Source organism: Lactiplantibacillus mudanjiangensis (genome assembly GCF_005405385.1).
GTDB lineage: Bacteria > Bacillota > Bacilli > Lactobacillales > Lactobacillaceae > Lactiplantibacillus > Lactiplantibacillus mudanjiangensis.
In genome coordinates, this window is the sequence record NZ_BJDY01000003.1 from 333,447 (window position 1) to 346,061 (window position 12,615).

A 12,615-nucleotide genomic window follows, 5' to 3' on the forward strand; every position below is an offset into this window, starting at 1 on the left:
TAGAGAACTAACATTCTCCTGACAACTCACGTATGTCACACGTCTTTTCGTACTCTCGTAATTTCGGAAAAGCCCTCGGTGGTCCATTTAATTATCTGCGTTCGGTCATACTCTCAGCAACGATGACTCTCTGGGCGGGCACGATAATCTTGATCTCCACGTCATTGGTTTAAAAGGACGGATATTTAAGTTGGGACTAGTGTACAGCTTAGGGAAATCGTTTGTCAACATAAAATTCTATTTGATGGTTTTCTAAACAAGCTTAATTTAAACTAGCATATATGAGATAAGGGGGGAATTCATGCTAATCGAAACTTTTCAAAAACAGCGATTTTTAAAACAGTCTGGGGATATTTTGACGACTAGCCGACAATGTGAAATGGGGATTGTGTATCCAGATGTAAAGTTTCAACAGGCTTATGATTGGTTACGCGACCAATATGTTAAAAGACGTGGTCCACTAGATACAAGACAAGCCTTGATTTGGGGTTGGCCCAGTCCGTATCCAATCGAGGCTTATCAATTAAATCCACCTATGGATAAACGTGTGGCCGCCGTCCATTTATGGGTAGAGGTACCGGATGAGCTAATTCTTGAAACTAACTTTGAAAGTTGGTCAATTGTTTTAAATCGCCTACTTTTTGATGAGGATAGCGGTTTGACTCTGGAAAAAGACTGGGAGAAATTGTTTGATACGAAATGGTTAGAACAACATGAATATGCTTATGAGTTAGACGCTAACTCAGCACAAACGGTTTTTCTTTATATTAAGCAGGAGTGGATTAAAAAAGTTAAGTATATAAGAGGCCTTCCTTTAATTTTGACTATTCGGTCAAATTAGATGCTATAAGTATGACTGTCAAAGTGATATAAAAAGGTAAGCAGGGAACCGATTCCTTGCTTACCTTTTTATATCAAGCTTAAATCATTTTCCCAACATTCGTATAATGTTGCCAACAATAACTACGCACAAACTCGACAAACCGATGCACAGATGGTGTCATAAACCGGTTTTGTTTGACGACTAAATACATCTGATGGTTCAAGTCGTTATCAGCGAGATGGCGTAAACGGATCTTCTTTTGATCTAATAATGGTAAATAAGGCATCAAAGCGACCCCTAAACCGTACTGTACAAAGCCAGCCATTGTATGATCTTCTTCAACTTCATACAAGATTTGTGGCTCGACCGTGGCGGTTTGGATAATTTGATCAATTAAGGGGCGTAGACCACTATTCTTAGAGAACATAATTAACGGATAAGCGAGTAAGTCATCTAAAGTAAGCTTTTCAAGTCGCGCTAACTCACTATCAGCGGGAACGGCGCCCATGATTTCTTGTTGGACGATCGGAATGAACTGAAAGCGATTGTCCGTTTCATAGTCGCCCAATTTATCGACGTAAGAGGCAATCACAACATCATACTTTTCGCGATCGAGATCCTGTAAAAGGTGCGCTGAATTACTTTGTCCCATGGTAAATGTGATGGCGTGGTTATTTTCTTCAGCTTTGAAATGGGTAACCAGCTCTGGGACGAGCTGCTGGCCCATCGTATAAGTGAATCCAAAATTGACATGTCCTTGATTCGGGTCCATCAACTGACTGATGAGTTCATTACCTTGTGATAAATCGTTTAAACTGGCGGTAACGTATTTTAAGTAGACCTCACCAAGTTGAGTAAGCTTAATGTTGCGGCCATCGGGTTCGAACAACGGCACACCCAATTCATCTTCGAGTTTTTTAATGGCGTAACTGAGTGATGGTTGCGAAATACCAAGGTTTTCCGCGGCTTGAGACATATGTTGTGTCCGTGCGAGTTCTTTGAAGAAAAGCAAGTGCCGTAAGTTCATGAGCGCAACTCCTTTTGACTAATAGAATTTTTTAATAAATTAAACGACGTATCCCTATTTAATATAATAAATGAAACTGCTAACATAGCAAGTGAATTAAGTAACAATTTAAAAAATAATCAGAAATTTAGGAGTGATTTGAAATGACGGAACGAATCGATGGACACACAATTTTAATTGGCCTGATGGCGTACCCAATCAGACATTCAATGTCACCAACCATGCACAACAACGCGTTCGCAAAGTTGGGATTAAACTACGCATACTTGGCATTTGAAGTGACTAACGAGACGTTGCCGGCCGCGATTCAATCCATTCGGACCCTTGATATGCGCGGTTCTAACATTTCAATGCCTAACAAACAAAAAGTTATCCCATTATTGGATAAATTAGATCCAGCCGCTGAAATGATTGGCGCGGTGAATACGATTGTTAACGACGACGGAATTTTAACCGGTTACACGACTGATGGGATCGGGTTTATGAAGTCTTTGGATGACGAAGGGATTAACATCCGTGGCCATAAGATGACCTTAGCTGGTGCTGGTGGTGCTGGTACCGCAATTGCGGTTCAGGCTGCCTTAGATGGCGTTACTGAAATGTCGATTTTTAACTTGCATGATGATTCTTGGGACAATGCCAAGCGCAATGTTGAGTTATTGAATGAAAAGACTGATTGCAAGGCCACGTTACATGAACTTGAAGATCGCGATGATTTAAAGGCTGAAATTGCTGATTCGTTTATTTATACTGATGCTACGGGGGTTGGGATGAAACCCTTAGAAAATGAAACGTTGGTCACTGATCCAAGTTGGTTCCGTGAAGATTTAGTCGTTTTTGATACCGTTTATGCACCACGGAATACGAAACTCATGCAAGTCGCTGAACAAGCGGGTGTTAAACATGTTTTCAACGGTTTAGGTATGATGCTTGAACAAGGTGCCGCGGCCTTTAAACTTTGGACAGGTGAAGATATGCCAGTTGACTATATTCGCCAAATTCTCTTTGATGATGACCAACAGTAGTTTCACGAGAGGAGTCATTTAACATGACACAAGCAGTAAAAGTTCGCAATATTTTCTTAGGTCAAGATCGGCCCAAACTGGCTGTGCCAATTACTGGACGTACAACGGCAGCCTTATTAAAACAATTAAAACCAATCGTCGCTGAAAAGCCTGATTTAGTGGAATGGCGGATTGATTATTTCGCCGATGTGACGAATGCGGAAAAATTAGTCGCTGCCGGACAACAAATTCGGCAAGCTTTGGGTGATATTGCCTTATTAACGACATTTCGGACCCAAGGCGAAGGCGGGGCATTGTTATTACCGTCTGAGCAGGCTTACTTTGACATCTGCCAAGCGGTGATTAACGGTCAATTCACCGATGCCTTAGATGTTGAACGTTATCACGATGAAACGGCTGTTAAGGCAACCGTTGCCGCGGCTCATGATCAACATGTCGTTATTGTGATGAGTAATCATGATTTTCAAGCGACCCCCAGCGCGGCTGAAATTGTGTCACGCTTAACTAGTATGGCTGAATTCGGCGCGGACGTACCTAAGATTGCGGTGATGCCACAGTCCGTGGATGATGTGTTGACGTTATTGACGGCGACTAATCAAGCGCGGCAAACGTTATCTCAACCAGTGATTACGATGTCAATGGGTGATCTAGGGAAAGTTTCGCGACTTGCCGGCGAAGTCTTTGGGTCGTGTTTATCGTTTGCGACAGTTGGGGCCGGGTCGGCACCTGGTCAAATGGCGCTGACCCAATTACGCCCAATGTTACAAGCATTGAAATTGAGTTAGGTTTTTAACCGATAGGGAGGTGATGGTGATGACGCAAAAAAAATATATTTCCCAATTTACGATGATGGGAACTGTCATCACCATTACGCTCTTTACGCCCAATCAACCGTTAGTCGAGGCACTTTACGACTATTTAACAAAAATGGATCAAACGTTTTCGATGAACCGCCCAGATTCAGAGCTGATGGCGATTAATCGCCAAGCTGGCGTACGACCAGTCGTGGTAAGCCCCACGTGTTTTGATTTAGTCCAGCGGGCAGTCAAAGCGTCACAGGTCTACTCACAGAGCTTCAACGTGTTGATGGGACCAGTCGTCAAGCTTTGGCAGATTGGTTTTGGTGGGCAAACGGTGCCGGCATCCACGCAAATTCAGCGGTGCTTAGCGTTAACGAATCCGCAAGACGTGGTCCTTGATGCGCAGGCACACAGTGTTTACTTAACGAAACCTGGGATGCAACTCGATTTAGGGGCGATCGCGAAAGGTTATTTTGCCGATCAACTGATTGAACGCTTGCAACAAGCTGGGGTGACCCAAGCTATCGTTAATCTAGGTGGCAACGTAAAGGTATTGGGCGTTAACCCGACAACCGATACCGGGCTTTGGGCAGTAGGCATTCAGGCACCTAAAGCCCCTCGTGGGACGCCAGTTTTGCAAGTGGTGACGCCGGCTAAAACGGTCGTCACTTCCGGGATTTTTGAGCGGTATTTTCGGATTGGATCAAAACTCTATCATCATATTTTAGATCCACAAACCGGCTATCCGGTGGCTAATCCGATCGAGCAAGTATCGATCTTGACTGATCAGTCCGAATACGCTGAAATTTTATCAACCGTAAGTTTTTTTAAAGGCGCCGTGGCTGGCGTCCGATGGCTGAATCAATTACCTAATGTCGAGGCCATCTTTATCGATCGCCAGCAGCACGTTCATGTGACGGCTGGGTTACAGCATTTGAGTGAAGGAGTGTATTGCTATGAGTAATGTCAAACAAATTAAGGGTCAAGCTCAAGGTCACAATGGCATCATTAGTTACGAAGTCGATGTCGATGATAACCAAATTGAAGATTTAAAGATTCTGAAGCATTCTGAAACATCGGGAATTTTTAACCAAGTAATTGATAAGTTAAAAAAGAGCGTGATTACCGCGCAATCTTTTAACGTTGATACCATTAGTGGCGCGACGGTCATGACCCAAGCATTACTCGATTCGGCGAAAAAAGCAGTGGCGGCTAACGATGTCAAATTGACGCCGAAACCCATGGCTGCTAAGTCGACCAATACGCAACACTTAAGTGCTGACGTCGTGGTGATTGGTGGTGGAGAAGCTGGGTTAGTCGCTGGGAGTCGCGCTTTAACGAAGGGGCAATCAGTCATCTTAGTTGAAAAGAACGGCTACTTAGGTGGCGCCACTATTTTAAACGGCTCAAATGTAACCGGAACTGGGTCTAAAGTGGCCGCTAAGATTTTTGGCGATAATCATGATACGCCGGCAACGTTAGCGGCGGATGTGGCTCGCGAAAGTAAGCACACTAATTATCCGGCGATGACCGATTTAATGGCAGCCAACATTGGTCCAGCGATTGATTTCATTAGTGACTTTGCTGATTTGCACTATCAAAAAGCGCAAACTCAAACGCCAGAACATTCGATTAATCGTCAAATTGAACTACCCACGGCTAGCAGTTACGAATTTATTCAAAAAGTCTCAAAAGCCTTTAATGCGCATGGTGGCAAGACGTTGTTAGATACGCGGGTGGAGGAATTAACGTTTAACCGCCATGGCGAAGTTAATGGCCTCGTTGCTTATCAACATTCAACGCCAGTTAAAATCAAAGCCCGTTCAATCGTGTTGGCTACCGGTGGTCACGGTGCCAGTCAAAAGATGCGTGGCGCTGAAAGCCAAGGCCTCGACTATTATGGCCCGATGACATCCACCGGCGATGCTTATGATTTCAATGCGAAATTAAACTTGCAAACGCATGATTTAGGTTGGTATAAAGTTTACCCACATGGGGTCGAAGTTGAACCAGGCGTTGCGAAGTTAACGACGTATGCCTCGAAGCAAGCGACTGATATGGGCGCCTTGTATGTGAATACCAAAGGCCATCGGATCGTTAATGAATCGGCCGTTTACAGCGATTTTCGGGATGCGATTTTGGCACAACCAGATAAAGTAGCTTATTTGTTGATGGACGAGCGGACTTGGAAACAAGTTTACGATTTACTTGTGTTACATGACTTTACACCAAAAGAAATTCAAGGCTTCTTTGATAATCCCGATCAAACACCGATCTTTACAAAAGGTAGCTTAACGGATGTTGCTAAAGCTGCAGGTATCGATGTTGAACAATTACAACAAACTGTCACGACTTATCAAGGCTATGCACAAGCTGGTCAGGATCCTGAATTCAAACGGGATGCCCAATATTTGCACACCTTTGACGGTGACACGTATTACTTAATTGAACAGCGTGGCCGGTTTGCCACTACGTTAGGTGGCTATTCGGTGACGACACCTGACTTGGAACTGATCACTAAAGATACCGTTCCCGTGGCGAATTACTATGCAGCCGGCGAAGTGGCCGGCGGCGCTAATGGTCATGACTCAATGCCAAGTATGATGAATACTTGGGGCATTTCATCCGGGTATGTCGCTGGTGCGGCAGCCAGCGACAATGCTGAGGCCCAAAAAGCGACCGGCGATACTGAGTTAAATATCGTCGCCTTGATGGGTACTAATGCTAGCAAGTCTTATAACCGGGATTTGTTAAGTGCGATGCAGGATTTATTTGACGCTAAAGTTGATTTTAGTATTGAAGAAATCAAAGATTTACCACTATTCTGCGAAGACTGTGTTGATGAGGCACCGGCATCGGTTACCGATCTGAGCGCTAAGATTGATGCAGCTGATGGGGTTGTGATTGCGGTCCCTGAATACGATCACGCAGTTCCAGCGGCGCTCAAGAGTGCGTTAGAATGGTTATCTTGCAAGGAACATCCATTTAAAGGCAAACCAGTCATGATTGTCGGGACCTCTTTAGGGATTCAAGGCACGGTTCGTGCGCAAATGAACTTACGGCAAATTTTGGATTCACCCGGTGTTGATGCTAAAGTATTACCTGGCAATGAATTCATGTTGCCACAAGCAGCGAAACAGTTTGATGATCGCGGCCAATTAATGGATCAAGGGAGCGTTGATTTCTTAAAGCAATGCTTTGACAACTTCTTAATGTTTATTGAAACTGACGAATCAACACCAGTTTTGGCTTAAGTGCCTAAAAAGATGAGCAACCAAACTCAAATTTGAGTGGTTGCCCATCTTTTTTTATTATCTAAAGACTGAAAGTTGCTTATTTAGTAATAATCGGTTGATATGGTAAGTATTCACCACTTACTTGCCACCTATCGTTCGCCCACATTGAGCCGGAACGCTGTGGGTGGACCGGTTCAGCCAAAAAGCGGTCTGAACCGTCGTTTTGAACCGCCTAACCCGCGTTTCAAAAGCGCCAGGCTCTAAGCGATAAATCACTAAGAGCTTCCCACGGCTGGGCTCAATGTGGACTCGCTCTGGTTATGATGGTGATTACGAAATTGATTGCTATTCGCAATACAACCGGAGCCAGTCAGTGATGGCGCCGGCCGTGAAAATATCGTTAGTCCGGGTGGTTTCCCCGGACTTTACGATATGGACGACTTTTGAGACTAGTGATTTTGGCTAGGCTCAAAAGCGAGGTGGAAGCCTGCGCTTTGGCTGGAACCGGTCCCCACAGCCGGCAGAATCGCTAGCTGGCGTAGGTGATCAATTTAGCATGACTTAAGGCAATTCTAGTAAAGCTTTTACCGTCATACTTAACTTTCAACCTTTAGATTTTTTGCTAGTTATCTGTTTGATCGGCGTCAAAAATAGTTGGCCCAATAATCAACGATTCTGCCAGTAACGTTTCGTTATAAAGTTTAAACACATAAGTCTGATATTTAACTTCTCGTTGTGAAACCATGTCGAGATATTGCCGTTCTTGGTCGAGCGCGTTCATGAAGGCGCGCATTTCTAGTTCTTTTTCCGCGCCTGTAAATTCTGGACGGCGCACGACGCTTACCCAAGCGCGGGTAAAATCACGTGTGCGGGTGCGTTGCTTTTGGGTCATTAAATCGAAAATAACGGATTCCTTGACGTTAGGCGGTAGATACATTTTTTGTACCGTTTCAATCGCCCGATGCACCATTTCGACCCGCAATTTATCGATTTCAGTTGTTGCTTGTTCATCGGTGACAGCCGGCTTAAGTAGCCACCGAAAAACGATGGTGGGGACTAACATGCTTAAAATAATGAGCGTACTAGCAGCCATTAAGACTAAACGGAAATCGGCAGTTTTAATGGCAGTTTCCGTCAAGGTGTAGGCTAGCGCCAACGTGACGGCGCCATGCACACCGCCTAACGCAAAAATCCAAGCGGCCCGTTGGTTGAATTTTAAGCGGAGACGACTATAGCCAAACCGGACGACTAGATTGGCGAAGTAGAGGACGACTCCAATGAGCAGAAAGTTCCAAGAGCCGATGCCTAAGTGTTCGGTAGCGGTGATCTTAACGAACATGAAGCCCAGAATAACAAACACGATGCTGTTGAAAATTTCGGTGATCATGCCGACTAGATCAAAAGCGAAGTGCACTTGTTGCGGATTAATCAGGCGACTACGCTGCGCTTCAGCGTTATGCACTAATCCAGCGACCACAACGGCGATGATCCCAGAAACATGAATCGCTTCTGCCGTGTAGTAGAGGACAAACGGTGTCGCTAAGTAGACTAACAGTGAGGCGTTCAAGGCATTATAGGAAGAACGCAATAAGACCTGGCGAAATAAAACGATGATCCAAGCCATAACGGCGCCAAATAGCACCCCGCCGCCAGCCGATACTAGAAAGTCAATCAAGGTTTGCCCATAATTAATGCGCCCATTGACCGTCCACAAAACGGCCATATTCAACAAAATGATTCCGGAAGCATCGTTGAAGAGCGACTCCATTTTCAGAAAGGTACCTTCGGTTGGTGGCATCGTTAGGCCGTTAGTGACGGATTCCATGGCAGTGGCATCAGTGGGGGTACTTACCGCGGCTAAAATAAAGGCCAGTGGTAAACTAACCATGCCTAGTAACCGGATGCTGAAACCAGCCACAATAGTTGCAAGAATGACTAAGACCACCGTGGTTTGAATAATGTGTTTAAGCTCTTTACCAACGGCATTTAATCGGGTTGCTTGGCCTTCAAAAAAGAGCAATGGTGCCACAATTAGGCCAATAAAAATTTCTGAATCAAACTTCTCAATGTGATGACTCAATACTGGAATCAGATAGAGTCCGACCCCAACGAGCATGCTAATATAGTTGACCGAAATCTTGGTTAAGACGCGTGAAGCGAAAATACTGATAATAGCGGCTAAAACCAGAATGAACGTCGAAAGCATCAGATGCATCAGTCAACACCCCCTCTGTTTTTTAATGATCAACTTATTGTACCTGTTGTGTGCGAAAGGCTGAATTAAAGAGTCCTTAAATTAAAACCCAGCAAGCTAAAATTGCGGTGATCGCAACCTTAGCTAGCTGGGTTTTAAAATGTTTCACGTGAAACAAAGGGGGCTATAAAGTCATTAATTGTGCTTGTAAATCAGGGAGTGTCGCTAACTCGCTGGCAGTGACATCAGCGGTGACCTGGTGATCGGCATTAAAAATTAGGAATCGCTGACCCACCGGTTGAACTTGTTGAAAGTTGTGACTGGCCATAATGATGGTTTTACCAGCAGCTTGTAATTGTTGCAGCAAGGTTAACATCTGCTGTTGAGCCGCGATGGTGAGGCCGTTAAGTGGTTCGTCTAACAATAAAACTTGCGGATTTAGTGCCAGCACACTCGCTAAGGCGACCCGTTTCTTTTCCCCACCAGAAAGTTGGTAGGGGACACGATCGCGTAAATCAGCACTGCGCGTTAAGGCCAAACAATCGTTAATGCGCTTAGTCACTTCACTCGGTGATAGTCCAAGTTGTTGGGGACCAAAGGCGACTTCTTCAGCAACCGTTGGATTAAATAATTGCACATCGGTATTTTGAAAAACCATCCCAATTTGTTGATGAAGTTGTTGGCGTTTTACCGCATCCGCTAAGTAGCCTGAATCAACTAACTGTTGATTAAAATGGTAAGTCCCTTGAGTAGCCGTTGCTAGGCCGCTTAACAAGCGTAGTAAAGTTGATTTGCCAGAACCATTTGGCCCCATTAAACAGACGAATTCACCGGGATTGATGGTTAAGCTTAAAGACGCTAGGCCGCAAGTATTGGGGTAGTCATAACTTAGATCCGTTAAGTCAATTAATGCCAAAATAATGTCCTCCAAACAGCCACAAGCCCATTAATAGCAAACTAGGACTGACGGCCAAGTAGTCACGCCAACGATTGGTGGCAGTGGCTTTAACGTATTGTCCGTTGAAGCCGCGAGCCTCCATTGCAGCGTAAAGTTCCAAGGCATAGGTGTAGCTTTTTAAATAAAGATTGCCGAATAAGGCCCCGATTAAGTGATAAGGATGTCGCGCTGGCGCCACCAAACGCAAATCCATGGCTTCAGTGGTTTGCAATAAATATTGACCAAGCATTCGTAAATAAATCATGGCAATTGCCAACGTCATGATGATGACATTGGGACAATGCCAAGCTTTTAATCCAGTCAAAATAGCTGCAAAAGGCGTTGTTAAACGAAAATGCAGGGCCTGCGCCAGCATTAAGCTGGTTTTGAGTCCAAAGAAGAGCACCGTTGTGGGTCCTGCCAACCAATAACTTGGTAAGACGACCAGGCCAGCAACTAGGCAATCCAGTAGCCAATGACGACCAAAATAACGGAGTTGGCGTGGCGGCAATAGCATGAGTTGTATGCCGAGCATTAGGCCTAATAGCCATAACCAACTTGGACTTTGAACGCTGGCAATCAGTCCAAGCATTAAACCTAAACGTAAAAGTTTAGCTTGAGCTGACAAGTGCCAGTTGCTGGTGACAACTGGTGCTGGTTGGGCTAATCGTCGTAATAAATGGCGTAACCGGCGTTGATTATGTGCTAAAAATTGTCGGGAATAGCGTCGTCGAATTTTAGTCGGCGGCGTTGGCCGTTGTAGCCAGTTTGGTAGTTCAGTTTTTGGGTTGGGGATCATGTTGTAAACCTCGAATCAATAAGCCGAAAATCACGATCGCAGTTAAGGCCGATAAAATGTAGCCTAAGCTCACCGGTAAGCCGGCAATCGCATAATCACTAAATAACGCTTGGAAATGAAAACCGTGGGCCATCCCTTGTGGGACTTGAGCAGCCAAATGTTGTTGTGCCAGTAAGTGTTTCAACTCACTAGGTCCCCATTCCCCCCAAGCAGTATTGCTAGCCAGTAAACCAAGTGGTGTCAAGATGGCTAGCCCGAGTAATAGGCCCAGCCACCGGCGTTGACTCGTTTTAGGTGCCGTTTGATAGAGGCTAGTTGGCGCCACTTTTTGGACAAATTGATAAACTAACAAGGTGAAGCCGACCTCAACCCAACCAGCAACGAGTAAGTGCGCGCCAAGCATGGCGGGAACGGCAATGTTCAAGCCATAGGGGCAATAAAGGGGGGCGCCACTAGCTGTATGCGCAATTAAGGGCTGTAAACCGAGCTCAATACCGGCAACCAGTGCTGCGGTATTGATGCCAAGGTAAGCACCGATGGCTAAACCTACTTTTGGATGATGCCACTTTTGTCCAAGGCGATAGCAAGCATAGCCGACAAATGGCATGATGACCGCCATATTGAGCGCATTGGCGCCAAAGGCCAAAATACCGCCATCACCAAAGAGTAGTGCCTGTAGGAATAAGGTGACGGTCAAAGCTAAACATGCCGCCCAAGGGCCAATGAGTACGGCTAACAAAGTACCACCGACCGCATGAGCAGTAGTGCCACCAGGAATCGGTAAATTAAACATCATGATTAAAAACGCCAGTGAAGCGGCGATCCCCAACATGGGTAATGTTTCACGCTGACGTTTGAGTTGAACTTTAACTTTTAAAACCGCCACAGTCCAAATGGGGACCATCGCGGTAACCAGCGTCCCACAAGTAGCGGGGCTTAAATAATTATCCGGAATATGCACGGATGAGCACCTCTTTAATTTGCAATTTGATCTAAGAGGTAGCTAATATCTTGAATAACAAATTTGTGATTTTTGACTGAGAGCACGCCGTCTTCACGTAGTTCTTTGAGCATCCGATTGACACTGCTTCGGGAACTAATGCCACAGAATCCGGCAATATCATCGTTAGTCACCACGAAATCAATTAAAATGCCATCTTTAATTTTGCGGCCGAATAGGTCCACAAGACTATAAATAAACGCACAAATAGCGCCTTTCTTCCCATTCATAACCATTCGTTGTAGGCGAAAAATATTTTCAGACAACTTTTTTCGATAGTAGTTTTTAACGTAGTTTTGTAATTCTGGTGTTCGATTAACGTACTTCCAGAAATCCACGCGATTCACTTGATAAAAAGTCGCATAGTCAGATTCAATTCGGACGTTGAATGGTTGATCCGTTGACCGGGAGACTTCGTCACGCAATAACGAGATCACATCGGGTTTGGCAATATAGGATAAGTTAAACTCGCGACCATCTTGCAAGATGATGCTGTTTTTAATGATGCCATCTTTTAAAACATACGTATAATGTTCGGCCAAACCGTGATACGTCAAATACGTATGACGCTTTTTTTGAATGGTCGGCACGTGGTGCGCCTCTAAATAGCTTAATAAGTATTCAATATCTGTTAGTACCATCTTAGATTCAGTTCTTTCATTTATGAGATTAGGGCGGCGATTGACCGAAAACTAATCACTCTGCCCATCATACCGTTTTTTGAAATCGAGACAATCGCATTTAAAGTATACATTTGTTAACACGTTTTGAACA

11 protein-coding genes are annotated in these 12,615 nt (G+C 44.7%); 5 read left to right on the forward strand and 6 right to left on the reverse strand.

Features of this window, described 5'->3' with window-relative positions; genetic code table 11:
- Positions 1-301: 301 nt before the first annotated feature.
- Positions 302-841, forward strand: coding sequence for a hypothetical protein (locus FFM84_RS06355; RefSeq protein WP_130844453.1), 540 nt, complete (start codon positions 302-304; stop codon positions 839-841).
- A gap of 79 nt (positions 842-920) precedes the next feature.
- Here FFM84_RS06355 and FFM84_RS06360 read toward each other — a convergent pair whose 3' ends face one another.
- Positions 921-1,850, reverse strand: a complete 930-nt coding sequence (locus FFM84_RS06360; protein WP_130844452.1) for a LysR family transcriptional regulator — start codon at positions 1,848-1,850, stop codon at positions 921-923.
- Positions 1,851-1,993: 143 nt separating this feature from the next.
- On the opposite strand from FFM84_RS06360, the gene FFM84_RS06365 reads away from it, so the two are divergent.
- The 4 genes from FFM84_RS06365 to FFM84_RS06380 are packed head-to-tail and all read left to right on the forward strand — an operon-like array spanning position 1,994 to position 6,929.
- On the forward strand, positions 1,994-2,875 hold the full coding sequence (locus FFM84_RS06365) for a shikimate dehydrogenase (protein ID WP_130844451.1): 882 nt from the start codon (positions 1,994-1,996) through the stop codon (positions 2,873-2,875).
- A 23-nt stretch (positions 2,876-2,898) separates the two neighbouring features.
- Positions 2,899-3,660 carry a type I 3-dehydroquinate dehydratase gene (gene aroD, locus FFM84_RS06370; protein ID WP_130844450.1) on the forward strand — a complete coding sequence of 254 codons (762 nt, stop codon included), beginning with the start codon at positions 2,899-2,901 and terminating at the stop codon, positions 3,658-3,660.
- Between the two features lie 22 nt (positions 3,661-3,682).
- Positions 3,683-4,639, forward strand: coding sequence for an FAD:protein FMN transferase (locus tag FFM84_RS06375; protein WP_130844449.1), 957 nt, complete (start codon positions 3,683-3,685; stop codon positions 4,637-4,639).
- Positions 4,632-6,929, forward strand: a complete 2,298-nt coding sequence (locus FFM84_RS06380; RefSeq protein WP_130844448.1) for an FAD-dependent oxidoreductase — start codon at positions 4,632-4,634, stop codon at positions 6,927-6,929. Before FFM84_RS06375 ends, FFM84_RS06380 begins: the two co-directional genes overlap by 8 nt.
- Before the next feature lie 604 nt (positions 6,930-7,533).
- On the opposite strand, the gene FFM84_RS06385 is transcribed toward FFM84_RS06380, so the two are convergent.
- The 5 genes from FFM84_RS06385 to FFM84_RS06405 form a co-directional block, all read right to left on the reverse strand.
- Complete coding sequence (locus FFM84_RS06385; RefSeq protein ID WP_130844447.1) at positions 7,534-9,126, reverse strand: cation:proton antiporter; 1,593 nt, start codon at positions 9,124-9,126, stop codon at positions 7,534-7,536.
- 163 nt (positions 9,127-9,289) lie between these two features.
- Entirely contained in the window at positions 9,290-10,021 is a 732-nt protein-coding gene (locus FFM84_RS06390; RefSeq protein ID WP_130844446.1) for an energy-coupling factor ABC transporter ATP-binding protein, read from the reverse strand.
- Positions 10,008-10,841 carry an energy-coupling factor transporter transmembrane component T gene (locus FFM84_RS06395; RefSeq protein WP_130844445.1) on the reverse strand — a complete coding sequence of 278 codons (834 nt, stop codon included), beginning with the start codon at positions 10,839-10,841 and terminating at the stop codon, positions 10,008-10,010. Before FFM84_RS06395 ends, FFM84_RS06390 begins: the two co-directional genes overlap by 14 nt.
- The gene (gene cbiM / locus FFM84_RS06400; protein ID WP_130844444.1) at positions 10,819-11,802 is read right to left on the reverse strand and encodes a cobalt transporter CbiM; all 984 of its coding nucleotides are present in this window, start codon (positions 11,800-11,802) and stop codon (positions 10,819-10,821) included. Before cbiM ends, FFM84_RS06395 begins: the two co-directional genes overlap by 23 nt.
- 14 nt (positions 11,803-11,816) lie before the next feature.
- Positions 11,817-12,482 (reverse strand): Crp/Fnr family transcriptional regulator, encoded by a 666-nt coding sequence (locus FFM84_RS06405; protein WP_130844443.1) that lies wholly within the window; start codon positions 12,480-12,482, stop codon positions 11,817-11,819.
- Positions 12,483-12,615: the final 133 nt, after the last annotated feature.